The following is a 13,420-nucleotide window of genomic DNA, read 5'->3' as shown; positions in this document are numbered from 1 at the left end:
ACACCACGGCGGCCGTCACAGGCCGCGCAGCGCGCCGCCGTCGACCGGCACGGTCACCCCGGTGACGTAGCCGGCGGCGGGGGAGAGCAGGAACGCCGCCACCCGGCCGAACTCGGCCGGGTCGCCGATGCGACCCAGCGGGATGGCCGCCTCCGCCTCGGCGCGGGCGCGGTCGGCGTCACCGGTGGCGGCCAGCAGGTCCCGGTTGCGGTCGGTCATGATCCGCCCGGGGAGCAGGCTCAGCACCCGCACGCCACGCGGGCCGTACTCGTCGGCCAGGTCCTTCGCCACGCCGGCCAGGCCCGGGCGTAGGCCGTTGGAGATGCCGAGGCCGGCCAGCGGGGCGCGCGCCGAGGTGGACAGCACCAGGCCGATCGCGCCGCCGTCGGTGAGCGCGCCGGCCACCGTGCGGGCGACCCGGACGCTGCCCAGGAAGACCGTCTCGAACGACTCCCGCCACTGCTCGTCGGTGATCTCGGCGGCGGTGCCGCGGGGCGGGCCGCCGACCGAGATCAGCGCGCCGTCGAGGCGGCCGAAGTGCTCACGCGCCGCGGCGACGAGGCGGGCCGGGGTGCCGGGGTCGGCGAGGTCGGCGGTCAGCCCGATGGCCCGCGCCGGGTCGCCGAGCGCCTCGACGGCGGCGGCCACCCGTTCCGGGGCCCGGGCGGCGATCACCACCCGGGCGCCGTCGGCGACGAGCTGCTCGGCGGTGGCGAAGCCGAGGCCGCCGGAGGCGCCGGTGAGCACGTACACCCGGTCGGCGAGTCCGAGATCCATGCGCCCGATCCTGCCGTACCCGAGGGGTTGCTGTCAGCGCGGGGCGGGCCGAAGCAGGCGTACCCGGCCGGCGAGCTGGACCGCGACGGCGCCGCCGGTGCGGGCGAGCGCCGGCAGGCGGCGTGGCCGGGGCGCGGCGCGGCCGTCGTAGCGGCTCGCGGCCTCGCGCACGGCCAGCTCCTCCGCGCCCAGCGGCGGCAACATGTCCCGGGTGCGCAGCTCACGGGCCAGGTCCCAGCCGTCACGCAGCGATCCGTTGGTGGGGCGACCGTCCGCCCAGTCGGTGAACACCGTCGGCCAGTCGGCGCCGAGGCCGGCGGCGAGTAGCGGCCAGTGCCGGGCCACGTCGCCGGCCCGCTTGCGCAGCAGCGCCCGGCGGGCCGCGTCGACCGGCGCCGGGGCGAAGCCGGGCGGCAGCGGACCGCCGGCCACCAGCGCCGCGACCAGCTCGGCCTGCCGGGCAGCCAGGTCGCCGCTCACGTGACCACCGGATGGCCGGAGGCGGCGGACAGCGCGTCCAGCTCGCCGCGCAGCTCGGCGGCGGGCGGGTAGTGGCCGTCGCGTTCCAGCAGCAGCGCCGGCGGTCGCCGCCGGGCGCACAGCTCCCGGACCAGGTCGAGCACCTCGGTGGGGACCGGGTCGGTGTGCGTGTCGTGGTAGAACCCGCCGGCCTCGGCGCCGCCGGCCACGTGGACGTAGGCGATCCGCTCCAGCGGGAGCCGGTCCAGCAGCGCGGTGGCATCGCCACCCCGGTTGCGGGCGTTGGCGTGCACGTTCGCGACGTCGAGCAGCAGCCGCGCCCCGGTGGCGTCGAGGATCTCGGTGAGGAAGTCGGCCTCGTCCAGCTCGTCGTCGGGCCAGTCGAAGAGCGCCGCGATCGGCTCCAGCGCCAGCGGCACCGGTAGCTCCGCCTGCGCCCGCCGCACGTTGGCGACCACCGTGGCCACCGCCTCCCGGCTGCGCGGCAGCGGCAGCAGGTGACCGGCCTCCAGCCCGCCGGCCCGCACGAACGCGATGTGCTCGCTGACCAGCGGCGCCGCCAGCGCCTCGGCCACCCCGGCCAGGTGCGCCACCCGGTGCGGGTCGACCGGTTCCGCGCCGCCGAGCGAGAGCCGCACCCCGTGGGGTACGACGGTGACGCCGCGTTCGCGCAGCTCGGCCAGGCCGTCGGGCAGCGGCCCGGCCGGGTTCACCCCTTCCGCGACCACCTCGACGAAGCGCAGCCCCGGCAGCCCGGCCACGAAGCCGGCGATCTCGGGGCGCCAGCCGATGCCGACGCCGGACGGGCCGCTCATCCGCCGCACCCGCCGCCACCCCCGCACCCGCCGCCACCGCCGCAGGAGCTGCCGCCGCCGCAGGAGGAACCGCCCCCGGAGCAGGAGCTGCCGCCACCACCGCACGAGGTGCCCGAGCTGCCGGCGGTGCCCATCGCCTGGCGCTGGATCTCGGCCTGCTCCGCGAAACCCGGGTCCATGGTCCAGAGCGTGGCGGTGCCGAACAGCGCCACGCCCAGGGCCGCGTCCGACGGGCCGTAGGTGGCGTACGCGGGGGCGGCGGTGGGGCGCAGCCAGGCGTGCCGGCGGCGCAGGTCGCGCAGCGCGGCGGTGGCCGCCCGGGTGCGCCACGGCACGCGGTTGAGCAGGATGAACGCGACGAAGAGCGGGAACAGGGCGAGGAGCAGGAAGCCGGCGGGCCGGCCGTTGGTCAGGCCGACGAAGGCGCGCACGACGCCGAGCGCCAGCAGCAGGCCGAGCAGTGTGGCCCCGCGCCGCAGCGTGCGACGGCGTTCCGGGTCCAGGGCCAGGCCCCGGCGGACCAGCCCGTCGCGCAGCTCGTCCAGCGCCCGTCGGACCCACTCGTCGCCGGCCAGCTCGCGGGTGCGCAGGCCACGGTTGGCGGCGTGGTGGACGGCCTGGTCGAGCGGGGTGACGCCGGCCGGCAACGGCCCGCCGGGGGCCAGCCGCCGGTCCGGGTGCGCGCCGACCGCGCCGGCCCGGCGCAGCCCGCCGAGCGAGGTCCAGACCGCGAGCTGGTCACCCCCGTTGAGGTACGCGACCTGCTGTGGCCCGAGCGCGCCGTGATCGGTCACGGCGGTGCCGGCCAGGGCGCGGAACCGGTGGACGGCCGTGCCGACGACCAGGACGACGGCCGCGACGAGGTACCAGCGCAGGAAGACGGGGCCGGGTACGCCCCAGGTGTCGGCCGCGAGGACGGTCATGGTCTGCTCCTGTCGCGAGGGGGTCGCGGCCCATTGTGGAGCAGGTGCGCCAGCGTTGATCTCCTCGGCGGGGGCAGTTACCGGACCGAGACTCAGTGCCGGCGGACGGCCTCCTCGACCAGGTCGAGCACGCGGGCGAGGTCACCGGCGGGCCGGCCCATCGCCAGGTGCAGCACCAGCCCGTCGTAGGCCAGTTCCAGGAACTGGGCGAGCACGTCGATCGGCACGTCGTCGCGGAGCACCCCGGCCTCGCGCTGGCGGAGCAGGCGTTCCCGGGTCGCCTCGGCGATGGCCGCCGAACGCTCGGACCAGCGCTTGGCGAACGCCGGGTCGGTGCGCAGCCGGCGGGAGACCTCGAGCTGGCTGCCGAGCCAGCCGGTGGTGTCCGGCGAGACGGCGCGGGCCAGCAGGTCCCGCATCACCTGGACGAGGCCGTTGCGGGCGACGGTCTCCACCATGGCGGCGGCGTCGTCCTCGGCCACCGCGAGGAAGAGCGAGTCCTTGTCGCGGAAGTGGTGGAAGATCGCGCCCCGGGAGAGGCCGGTGGCCTCCTCCAGCCGTCGCACGGTGGCGCCCTCGTAGCCGTGCCGGGCGAAACACGCCCGGGCCGCGGTGAGGATCTCCTGCCGGCGCGCGTCGAGCTGGTCCTGACTTACTCTGGGCACGGCACGATCGTCGCAGGTGAGCAGGGCCGATGCAAACCGTACGTACGGCTTGCGAGAACCGTTCGCTACGATCCCGGTCGTGTCCCTCCCCACCGCCCCGCTGACCGTCGCCGCCGTCCAGGCCTGCCCGACGCCCGGCGACGTCGCCGGCAACGCCTCCGCCGCCGCCCGCCTGGTCGGCCGCGCCGCCGGCGCCCGCGTGGTGGTGCTGCCCGAGCTGTTCCTGCCGGCGTACCACCCGCCGACGCTGGGCGCCGACCCCGGCGGGACGGACGTCGCCGCCGACCCGGACGGGCGGGTCGACGACCCGAGACTCGACCCGCTGCGCGCCGCCGCCCGGGACACCGGAGCTGCCGTGCTGATCGGCGCGGCGGTCCGCCACCCCGACCGGCGACGCACCATCTCGTCGCTGGTCGTGGACCCGGCCGGCACGATCACCGCCGGGTACGACAAGCAGCAGCTCTGGAGCGGCGAGCGCGAGCTGTTCGACGCCGGCCGGCGGGGTGCCACGCTGGTGGTCGACACGTGGCGGTTCGGCCTCGGCATCTGCTACGACGGCTGCTTCCCCGAGCACGGCCGGGCCGCGGCGGCCGACGGCGCGCACGGCTACCTCTGCCCCAGCGGCTACCTGGCCGGCTCGGCGCACCGCCGCGACCTCTACTACGCGGCCCGCGCGCTGGACAACACGATGTTCGTGGTCTTCGCCAACGCGGTCGGCGGAGCGGACCCGTGGCGGTTCAACGGTGGCGCGGCGGTCTACGACCCGGAGGGCCGGCCCCTCGCGCGGGGCGCGGACACCGGCGAGGACGTGCTGGTGGCGACGCTGCACCCGGATGTCCTGGCGGACACCCGCGCGGCGCACACCATGCTGCTCGACCGGCTGCCGGACGCCGGGTCCGCCCGCGCCACGCTGGTCGCCTGAGCGTGACTGTGGGACCCTCGGCCCTGCCGGTGCTCCGGCCGTTCCCGTAGGGTGCTCAGGTGCCGTTGCTCCTGCTCGCTCTGGACGACACCCTCCTGGACCGCGACGGGCCGTTTCGCGCCTGGGGAGCACGCTTCCTGGAGAGCGTCGGCGCGCCCGCGGGCGACCTCGACTGGCTCGTCTCCGTCGACGCCGACGGGCTGACCAATCGCTGGGACGTGGCCGACGCCATCCGCGACCGCTACGGCCTGCGCATCCCCTCGATCGACCTGGTCGACGAGCTGCACGACGGCGTGGTGGCGCACATGCGGCTCGACCCGTTGGTGGCGTGCGCGCTGCGGATCGCCGCCGACGCCGGCTGGGTGCCGGTCGTGGTCACCAACGGCGCCGCGCGCCAGCAGGACACCAAGATCCGCAGCACCGGCCTGGACCGGTACGTCGCCGACTGGGTGATCTCCGAGGAGGCCGGGGTCAGCAAGCCCAACCCGCGGATCTTCGCGCTCGCCGCCCAACGGGCCCGGATGCCGCTGCGCGGCGCGTGGGTGGTCGGCGACAGCCCGGAGGCGGACATCGGCGGCGCCACCGCGGTCGGCCTGCCCAGCGTCTGGCTGCACCGGGGACGCCGCTGGTCGGACCCCCGGTTCGCGCCGACCCGGGTCGAGGACGGGGTGATCCCGGCCGTGGCCGCCGTGCTGGCGGGCTGAGCGGGGAAAACCGGTTGACCCGCCCGGTCCGGCCCGGCCAGCATGGTGCCGCGCGAGGGCGCAGCCGGGGGTCGCCCGGTCGAGGAGAGGAGGTCGGTCATGGCCGTCTTTGCAGGGTCGTTCCGCCTGCCTCCACCAGCCTCGATCGAAGGACAGATCCACCCGTGCGCGATCACGACCTCCCGGCGCCGCAGCGCCGTGGCCGCGGCAAGAGCCGCTTCGACGACGATCAACCCCACTTCCTGAAGCGGGGGCGGCCCCGGCCGACCCTCCCCGACCCGGACGCCGAACCCGACACGGAGGACCGCTGGTCCTCCTGGGACCAGGCCGTCCACGGCCCCGAGCCGCACCCGGACTGGCTGGTCACCGAGCTGGCCGCCCGGGACACCGAGCTGGGCGTGCTGAAGACCGGCAAGGAGGCGGACGTCCACCTGGTCCGCCGCGCCGTGCCGGACACCGACCGCCGCTGCCTGCTCGCGGCCAAGCGGTACCGGGACGCCGACCACCGGCTCTTCCACCGCGACGCCGGCTACCTGGAGGGCCGCCGCGTCCGCCGCTCGCGGGAGATGCGGGCGATGACCGGCCGCACCGCGTTCGGCCGGCAGATGATCGCCGGGCAGTGGGCGGCGGCCGAGTTCGCCGCGCTGTCCCGGCTCTGGGAGATCGGGGCCGCCTCCGGGCGGATCTCCGTGCCCTATCCCGTGCAGCTGCTCGGCACCGAGCTGATGCTGGAGTTCGTCGGCGACGCCGACGCGGGCGAGGCCGCGCCCCGGCTGGCCCAGGTCCGGCCCAGCGACGCCGAACTGCGCGACCTGTGGGAGCAGATGGTCGACGCGCTGGTGGTGCTGGCCCGCGCCGGGTACGCCCACGGCGATCTGTCCCCGTACAACCTCCTGGTGCACGCCGGCCGGCTGGTCATGATCGACCTGCCGCAGGTGGTGGACGTGGTGGCCAACCCGCAGGGCGGCGAGTTCCTGGCCCGCGACGTGCGGGTGGTGGCCGCCTGGTTCACCGCCCGAGGGCTGCCGGCCTCCGCCACCGATCCGGTGGCGCTGACCGAGACGCTGGCGCGGGAGGCGGGGATCCGCTGAACCGCGGCCGTCCCGGGCGGGAGCGGTCCCGCCCGGGACGCGGGGGTGCCGCTGCCGCGCCGGTGTCGGGCCTGCCAGGCGGCCCGGTGTCGGGCCCGCCGGCCAGCGTGGTCGGGGGCCGCGCTGGTGCCGAGCCGGCCGGGCGGGTCGGTCGCGCCGCCCGGCCGCCGGGTCACTGGAGGTAGCGCTCGACCTCCGGCACCGGGCGCTCGCCCTGGGCATCCGGGTCGCCGTGCGCCTGCCGGGCCGCCCGTCGGCGGCGGAGCAGGTCCCAGCACTGGTCCAGGGACTCCTCCAGGTGCCGCAGCCGCTCACGCGCCTCGTCGTCGGTGCCGGCCTCGTGCTCCTGGGCGCCGGCGCGCAGCCGGTGCTCCTCGTCGACGAGTTCCGAGATCCGGCTCAGGATGGTCTTGTCGTCCATGCCCGAAGCTTGGCACAGCGGACGTCCCCGCGCCCGCGTTCCCACGCCCGCGAGGCGCGTGTTAACAGGGGGCCCCGCCTATACCGAAAGCGTTAAGCGGGGGCCCCGCCTTGCGCCGGAAGGCTTGCGGCGTGACGCATATCCCACCGGCTCCATTCTCGACAAAGAGATTGTTGTTAAGTGAAATATCCTCCGAGCCGTCTTTTGATTCACCGCTCAGGATGGCATGCTCGCGAGCAACGTTCACGGGTCGAGACGGGGTAACGACCCTCAGTCAACCCGAGGGAGCGTTCAGGTGGTCGATTCGTCCGGCCCGTCCCGAACCACGGGGCGGCCGCGCACCGTGCCGCTGCGACAGGTCCTACCGGCCGTCCTGCGCGACCCGGCCCGCGCGCTGATCGACATCGGCAACCGCACCGGTGGCGACCTCGTCCGGCTCAACCTCGGCTCGTTCCGCCCGTACCTGGTCACCCACCCCCGGCACGTGCAGCACGTGCTGCGCGACCGGGCGGACAACTACGAGCGCGCCGGCGACGGGTTGTTCTGGCGTCCGGTCAAGCGGCTGTTCGGCGAGGGGATCCTCGGCGAGGGGCAGATCTGGTCGGCCAGCCGCCGGATGCTCCAGCCGATGTTCACCGCCAAGCGGGTCGAGGCGCTCGTCGACGGCATGGCCGTCGCCATCTCCGACGCCGTCGACGAGCTGGACGAGCCGTATCGCGCCGGCCGGCCGGTCGACATCGGCGTCGAACAGGCCCGCATCGTCAGCCGGGCGATCATGAAGGTGCTCTTCGCCGACCGGATCTCGGTGCCGGACGCGATGCGCGTGATCGACGCCCAGGACCGCATCGCCACCGCCGTCATCCCGCGGATCGTGGTGCCGTTCGCGCCGCTGTCGCTGCCCATGCCGGGCGACCGCACGTTCCGCCGCGCGGTACGCGTCGTGGACGACGTGCTGGTGCCGATCGTCCGGCAGACCCGCGACGACGCCGACTCCGGCGACGACGTCATCTCCACCCTCTGGCGGGCCCGCACCGACGACGGCCGGCAGCTCGACGAGCGGCAGGTCCGCAACGACACCGTGGCCATGTTCGCCGCCACCACCGAGACCACCATCAACGTGCTCACCTGGGCCTGGCCGCACCTGCACCAGCACCCGGAGGTCGCCGAGCGGCTCTACGCCGAGATCGACGAGGTGGTGGGCGGCGAGCCGGTCCGCCGTGAGCACCTCGGTCGGCTCACCTACACCCGGATGGTCCTCGACGAACTGCTGCGGCTCTACCCGATCGGCTGGATCATCCCGCGCCGCGCGGTCGCCGAGGACGTCATCGACGGCGTGCCGATCGAGCCCGGGGCCACCATGGCGGTCAGCCCGCTGATCACCCAGCGGATGGGTCAGTTCTGGGACCGCCCCGACGAGTTCGACCCGGAGCGGTTCCGGCCCGAGCGGGTCCGGGCCCGCCACCGGTACGCCCACTTCCCGTTCGGCGGTGGCCCGCACCAGTGCCTCGGCATGAATCTGTTCTATCTGGAGGCCCAGCTCATCCTCGCCACCATGCTCGGTCGCTACCGCTTCCGGCTGCGCCGCACCGACGTGCCCGGGCTGCGCCTGGCCGCGGCGCTGCGGCCACGCGAACGCGTCGAGCTGACGCTGCTCGCCGCCGGCCGGGCGGAGTCGGCGTGACCGGCGTACCCCCGGCGGACCCGATCGCCGCGGCCGCGGAACAGGGCCGCGTCTGCGCGCTCGCCGCGCACGGCCAGCGGGCCCTGCGGAAGGCCGCCGCGGCCCACCCGGAGCTGTTCCCCGGCGAGCCGTTCGACGCGACGCTGTTCAGCAGCATCGCCTCGGCCATGGCGTTCAGCGCCCCCTGGCACACGGCCGCGGAGCTGGCCGTCACCAACCGGGCGGTGCTGTGGGGCTTCGCGGTCGACTGGCTGGTCGACCACCAGGCGACCAGTCGGGCCGAGGTCGACCGGATCGCCGGCACCTGCCTGGACGTGCTCGACGGCGCCGGCGCCGACGACCCGCTGGGCCGGTTCCTCGTCGAGCTGCGCGACGACGTCGCGGCGGCCCCCGGCTACCACGCGTTGCGCGGGCAGTGGCGGGCCACGATGGCACGCACGCTGGACGCGATGGCCCGCGAGTGGACGTGGCGCGGCACCGGGCGCCCGACGCTCGCCGAATACCTCGCCAACGCGGACAACCTCGCCGCCACCGTGGTCAACGTGGCCCACTGGATCCACACCGGATCGGTGCGTGACGTCGCCACGCTGGACCGGCTGATCGAGGTCGGCGACGAGGTGCAGCGGGCCCTGCGGTTGGTCAACGACCTCGGCACCCACCGCCGGGACGTGGAGTCGGGCGACCTCAACGCGTTGCTGCTGGTGGACGACCCGGCGGAGATCGAGCAGCGGTTCGCGGAGCAGGTCGACAGTTGCCGGGTGCTGCTGGCGGAGCTGGCCGGCGAGGTACCCCGGGAGGCCGACTTCCTGTCCCGGCAACTCGGCTACACCACCGGGTTCTACCGGCACACCGACTTCTGGGGCGTCCGGTGAGTCTCACCGCGCAGCCCGTGATCCGGACCGGACCGGCGCGCGAGCTGGTCGACGGGCTCGCCCACGACCCGGCCGGGCAGAGTTCCCCGTCGGTCTACGAGACCGGCCGGTTGGTCACGCTGGCGCCGTGGCTGCCCGGCCACGACGCGCGCCTGGCCTGGCTGCTCGACCGGCAGCGCGCGGACGGCGGCTGGGGCGGTCCCGGTGGCTACGCGCTGGTGCCGACGCTGAGCGCCGTCGAGGCCCTGCTGGCCGTGCTGCACCGGGACGGGCCGGCCGCGGCGCCGGCCGCCGCCGCGCACCGGGGCCTGGCGTTCCTGGCCGGCGCGCTGCGTGGCGACCCGCCACCCGACCTGCCGGCCACCGACCTGATCGTGCCGGCGCTGCTCACCGCCGTCGACCGGCACCTCACCGGGCCGGGGGGTCCGCCGCCCGGGCCGGCCGGGTGGGCGGACCGGCCCCGCCTGCCGCTGCCGGCCGGTCTCGACCCGGCCCGGCTGACCCGGGTACGCGGCCTGCTGGCCGCCGGCCGCCCCGTCCCGGAGAAGCTGGCGCACGCGCTGGAGGTGACCGGCGAGCTGGCCCACCGGGCGGCGGGTGTGCGTCCCTCGGCGATCGGGTCGGTGGGCGCCTCACCGGCCGCCACGGCCGCCTGGCTCGGCCGGCCCGAACCCGGCGCCGCCCTGGACTACCTGCGCGCCGTCGCCCGTTCCGGCCCGGTGCCCTGCGCCACCCCGATCACCGTCTTCGAGCGGGCCTGGGTGCTCGCCGTGCTGATCCGGGCCGGCGTGCCGGTGCGGGTGCCCGAGGCGGTGCTGACCGGGCTGCGCGCCGCGGTCGGCGCGTCCGGCGCGGCCACCGCGCCCGGCCTGCCGGCCGACGCCGACACCACGGCGGTCACGCTCTACGTGCTGGCCCGGCTGGGCCGGTCGCTCGGCGTCGGCCCGCTCGCCGGGTACGACACCGGGCGGCACTTCTGCACCTGGCCGGGGGAGGACGGGGCGTCGCTGACCACCAACGCGCACGTGCTCGACGCGCTCGGGGAGCACCCCAGCCGCCCGGGCGTCACGGCGGCCCGGCGGCGGGTGACCGAGTGGCTGGTCGCCCGGCAGGAGCCGGACGGGCGGTGGGACGACCGCTGGCACGCCTCGGCCTACTACGCGACGTACGCGGTGCTGCTCGCCCTGGCCGACCACGCGCCCGACGGCGCGGCCCGGGCCGCCGTGGAGCGGGGCGTCGGCTGGCTGTTGGACACGCAGCGACCGGACGGCTCCTGGGGGCGCTGGCAGGGCACCGCCGAGGAGACCGCGTACGCGGTGCTCGCCCTGGCCGGCGCCGGCCGCGCGGGGGACGCGCGGATCGCCGCGGCACTCGCCCGGGGGCGCGCTCGCCTGTCCGAGCTGGACGGAGGCGACGACGGCCCGGCGCTCTGGCACGACAAGGACCTCTACCGACCGACGCTGATCGTGCGCGCGGCGGTGCTGGCCGCCTCGGGCCGGGCCGGCCGGGCATCGACGTACCCGGCACCCACCATGATCAGGATCGCTTGAATGGAGTTCACGACGGCTGCTAGCGTGCGCCGGAGTCGATCGGATTTCGAGCCGACCGAAGACCGGGCCAGGACGGTGTGATGGGTTCCCGCAGTACGAATCTCCGTACGAAGATCATCGCCCTGCTGGCGTCGCTGATCGCGCTCTGGGGCTTCGCCGCCTGGGTGACCGTGCGCGACGGGTTCAACCTGCTCGGCGTGCAGGCGCTCAACGCGCGGGTCTTCGAGCCGAGCGACCCGCTGCTGCTGGAGCTGCAGAACGAACGTCGCCTCTCGCTGCGCTACCTGGGCGAGTCCGACCCGGCGCAGTTGCAGGAGTTGCAGGCCCAGCGCGGGCGCACCGACTCCGCGGCCACCACGCTCTGGGACTCGGTGCAGGACTGGCGCACCGAGGTCCCGGCCAGCGACGAGCTGGAGCAGCGGCTCGCCGAGCTGAAGACCGAACTCGGCCAGCTCACCCAGGTCCGTGACGAGGTCGGCCGGAAGACCATCGACCGCACCGCCACGCTGGCCGCCTACGACGAGGCGGTCGACGGGATCTTCGCGGTCTTCGACGCCCTCGGCGGCCTCGACGACGACCAGATCGCCCGGGACACCGCCGCGCTGATCGACCTGAACCGCTCCCGTGAGCTGCTGTCCCAACAGGACGCCCTGCTCACCGGCGCGGTCGCGGCCAACCGGCTGACCGTCGCCGAGCAGACCGCGTTCGCCCGGCTGGTCGGCGCGCAGTGGTTCCTCGCCGACCGCACCGCCCGTGAGCTGGCCCCGACCGACCGGGCCCGCTACCAGCAGATGGTCGAGGGGGAGGCGTTCGGGCAGCTGCGCACCCTGCAGGACCGGGTGCTCGCGGCCAAGGGCGAGGACGTGCGCCCGCCACTCACCGCCGACGCCTGGCGGGCCGCCGCCGACCGGGCGATGGCCGACCTGCGTGGGGTGATCCTCGCCGGTGGTGAGGACATCGTGTCCCGGGCCACCCCGGTCGCCGTCGGCGTCATCGTCCGGCTGGTGCTCGCCGCCGGCCTCGGCCTGATCGCGGTCGTCGCGTCCGTGATCGTCTCGATCACCACGGCCCGGGCGCTGGTCCGGCAGTTGGAGCGGCTGCGCGAAGCGGCGTTCCGGCTGGCCAACGAGCGACTGCCCAGCGTGGTGGAGCGGCTCGGCCGGGGCGAGGAGGTGGACGTCGGCCGGGAGGCGCCGCCGCTGCAGTTCGGCGACGACGAGATCGGCCAGGTCGGCAAGGCCTTCAACGTGGTGCAGGAGACCGCCGTCCGCACCGCCGTCGAGCAGGCCGAGCTGCGACGCAGCGTCCGCGACGTGTTCCTCAGCCTGGCCCGGCGCACCCAGGCCCTGGTGCACCGCCAGCTGACCCTGCTCGACGCGATGGAACGCCGGGAGCACGACGCCGAGGAGCTGGAGGACCTGTTCCGGGTCGACCACCTGGCCACCCGGATGCGGCGCAACGCGGAGAACCTGATCGTGCTCTCCGGCTCGACCCCGGGCCGCGCCTGGCGGCGCAGCGTGCCGATGGTCGACGTGGTGCGCGGCGCGGTCGCCGAGGTGGAGGACTACACCCGGGTGACCGTCCGGCCGCTGGGCGCGGTGTCGTTGACCGGGCGCGCCGTCGGCGACGTGATCCACCTGCTGGCCGAGCTGATCGAGAACGGCCTGTCCTTCTCGCCGCCGCAGACCACCGTGGAGGTGCGCGGGCAGCTCGTCGCCAACGGCTTCGCCATCGAGATCGAGGACCGGGGCCTCGGCATGAGCGGCGACGAGCTGGCAGCCGCGAACGCGCGCATCGTCGACCGGTCCGAGCTGAACCTCGCCGACGCGGCCCGCCTCGGCCTGTTCGTGGTCAGCCGGCTCACCGAGCGGCACGGCGTGAAGGTGCAGCTCCGGGAGTCCGCGTACGGCGGGACCACGGCGGTGGTGCTGATCCCGCGCGAGCTGATCAGCGAGGACGCCGGTGGCGTCGGCGGCACCCGCGAGGTGACCGCCGCGCCGGCGCCGGTCGGCGAGCCGGCGGAGCCGCCGGCCCGCTCCGGGGACGAGACCGCCGCGCTCGGGCCGGTCGAGGACGGCGACACCGCCGCGCCCGTCCCGGCCGACTCCGGTACGCCGGAGGTCGAGCCGGAGCCGGTGGCGCCCCGGCTGACCCCGTCCGGGCTGCCGGCGCGTACCCGCAAACGGCAGCCGGCGGTGGCCGGGCCGACCGCGGAGCTGGCCATGGTCGAGACCCGCGCCGCACCGGCGGCGACCGACGCGACCCCGCCGGTGACCGACTCGGGGTTGCCGGTCCGGGTGCGCCAGGCCAGTCTGAACCCGGAGCTGCGGCACGAGCAGTCCGATGCGGACACCGACGGGGCGGAGGACGCGGCGCGCGCGCCGGAGCAGGTGCGCCGGATGATGAGCTCCTACCAGAGCGGAACCCGACGCGGCCGCACCGACGCGGCACGGTTGCTCGGCGGGGCGCACGGGGCCGGCGGCGGGCCGGACGACGAGAACGAGCAGGCCACCTGACCG

At 75.8% G+C, this 13,420-nt stretch carries 13 protein-coding genes; 7 read left to right on the top strand and 6 right to left on the bottom strand.

Annotated features, from left to right (window positions below; translation table 11 throughout):
• Nucleotides 1-15 precede the first annotated feature (15 nt).
• The 5 genes from GA0070213_RS29410 to GA0070213_RS29390 form a co-directional block, all read right to left on the bottom strand.
• A complete protein-coding gene (locus GA0070213_RS29410) occupies nt 16-777 on the bottom strand; it encodes an SDR family oxidoreductase (protein WP_091071840.1) in 762 nt (253 codons plus the stop codon).
• Nucleotides 778-810: 33 nt separating this feature from the next.
• Nucleotides 811-1,257 carry an SCO6045 C-terminal-like domain-containing protein gene (locus GA0070213_RS29405; protein ID WP_091071837.1) on the bottom strand — a complete coding sequence of 149 codons (447 nt, stop codon included), beginning with the start codon at nt 1,255-1,257 and terminating at the stop codon, nt 811-813.
• A complete protein-coding gene (locus tag GA0070213_RS29400; protein ID WP_091071933.1) occupies nt 1,254-2,072 on the bottom strand; it encodes an MbnB/TglH/ChrH family RiPP precursor modification enzyme in 819 nt (272 codons plus the stop codon). Before GA0070213_RS29400 ends, GA0070213_RS29405 begins: the two co-directional genes overlap by 4 nt.
• Nucleotides 2,069-2,995: a TIGR04222 domain-containing membrane protein gene (locus GA0070213_RS29395; RefSeq protein WP_091071834.1), complete on the bottom strand. Its 927-nt coding sequence runs from the start codon at nt 2,993-2,995 to the stop codon at nt 2,069-2,071. Before GA0070213_RS29395 ends, GA0070213_RS29400 begins: the two co-directional genes overlap by 4 nt.
• Nucleotides 2,996-3,087: 92 nt before the next feature.
• The gene (locus GA0070213_RS29390) at nt 3,088-3,660 is read right to left on the bottom strand and encodes a TetR/AcrR family transcriptional regulator (protein WP_091071831.1); all 573 of its coding nucleotides are present in this window, start codon (nt 3,658-3,660) and stop codon (nt 3,088-3,090) included.
• 79 nt (nt 3,661-3,739) lie between these two features.
• Here GA0070213_RS29390 and GA0070213_RS29385 point away from each other — a divergent pair, with 79 nt between their 5' ends.
• From GA0070213_RS29385 to GA0070213_RS29375, 3 genes are all read left to right on the top strand, one after another.
• Nucleotides 3,740-4,582, top strand: coding sequence for a carbon-nitrogen hydrolase family protein (locus tag GA0070213_RS29385; protein ID WP_091071829.1), 843 nt, complete (start codon nt 3,740-3,742; stop codon nt 4,580-4,582).
• A 59-nt stretch (nt 4,583-4,641) separates the two neighbouring features.
• Nucleotides 4,642-5,286, top strand: coding sequence for an HAD family hydrolase (locus GA0070213_RS29380; protein WP_091071826.1), 645 nt, complete (start codon nt 4,642-4,644; stop codon nt 5,284-5,286).
• Between the two features lie 164 nt (nt 5,287-5,450).
• Nucleotides 5,451-6,377 (top strand): serine protein kinase RIO, encoded by a 927-nt coding sequence (locus GA0070213_RS29375; protein ID WP_091071824.1) that lies wholly within the window; start codon nt 5,451-5,453, stop codon nt 6,375-6,377.
• 172 nt (nt 6,378-6,549) lie between these two features.
• Here the strand turns inward: GA0070213_RS29375 and GA0070213_RS29370 are convergent, their stop codons facing one another.
• Nucleotides 6,550-6,798 carry a DUF2630 family protein gene (locus GA0070213_RS29370; protein ID WP_091071822.1) on the bottom strand — a complete coding sequence of 83 codons (249 nt, stop codon included), beginning with the start codon at nt 6,796-6,798 and terminating at the stop codon, nt 6,550-6,552.
• Between the two features lie 343 nt (nt 6,799-7,141).
• On the opposite strand from GA0070213_RS29370, the gene GA0070213_RS29365 reads away from it, so the two are divergent.
• The 4 genes from GA0070213_RS29365 (at nt 7,142) to GA0070213_RS29350 (ending at nt 13,417) form a co-directional block, all read left to right on the top strand.
• Nucleotides 7,142-8,479 carry a cytochrome P450 gene (locus tag GA0070213_RS29365; protein WP_175441554.1) on the top strand — a complete coding sequence of 446 codons (1,338 nt, stop codon included), beginning with the start codon at nt 7,142-7,144 and terminating at the stop codon, nt 8,477-8,479.
• The gene (locus GA0070213_RS29360; protein ID WP_091071818.1) at nt 8,476-9,351 is read left to right on the top strand and encodes a terpene synthase family protein; all 876 of its coding nucleotides are present in this window, start codon (nt 8,476-8,478) and stop codon (nt 9,349-9,351) included. The genes GA0070213_RS29365 and GA0070213_RS29360 overlap by 4 nt, the downstream gene beginning before the upstream one ends.
• Complete coding sequence (locus tag GA0070213_RS29355; RefSeq protein ID WP_091071816.1) at nt 9,348-10,901, top strand: prenyltransferase/squalene oxidase repeat-containing protein; 1,554 nt, start codon at nt 9,348-9,350, stop codon at nt 10,899-10,901. Before GA0070213_RS29360 ends, GA0070213_RS29355 begins: the two co-directional genes overlap by 4 nt.
• Nucleotides 10,902-10,981: 80 nt before the next feature.
• A complete protein-coding gene (locus GA0070213_RS29350; RefSeq protein WP_091071813.1) occupies nt 10,982-13,417 on the top strand; it encodes a sensor histidine kinase in 2,436 nt (811 codons plus the stop codon).
• Nucleotides 13,418-13,420: the final 3 nt, after the last annotated feature.

Origin of the sequence: Micromonospora humi, from assembly GCF_900090105.1 — a bacterium.
GTDB classification, from domain to species: domain Bacteria; phylum Actinomycetota; class Actinomycetes; order Mycobacteriales; family Micromonosporaceae; genus Micromonospora; species Micromonospora humi.
The sequence above is the reverse complement of the archived record's forward strand: the minus strand, read 5'-3'. Positions and strand labels throughout refer to the sequence as shown.

What these genes read in the sequence shown, in the direction of transcription:
- GA0070213_RS29410 (WP_091071840.1), bottom strand. Translation starts at nt 777, where the DNA reads ATGGATCTCGGACTCGCCGACCGGGTGTACGTGCTCACCGGCGCCTCC.
- GA0070213_RS29400 (WP_091071933.1), bottom strand. Translation starts at nt 2,072, where the DNA reads ATGAGCGGCCCGTCCGGCGTCGGCATCGGCTGGCGCCCCGAGATCGCC.
- GA0070213_RS29395 (WP_091071834.1), bottom strand. Translation starts at nt 2,995, where the DNA reads ATGACCGTCCTCGCGGCCGACACCTGGGGCGTACCCGGCCCCGTCTTC.
- GA0070213_RS29370 (WP_091071822.1), bottom strand. Translation starts at nt 6,798, where the DNA reads ATGGACGACAAGACCATCCTGAGCCGGATCTCGGAACTCGTCGACGAG.
- GA0070213_RS29350 (WP_091071813.1), top strand. Translation starts at nt 10,982, where the DNA reads ATGGGTTCCCGCAGTACGAATCTCCGTACGAAGATCATCGCCCTGCTG.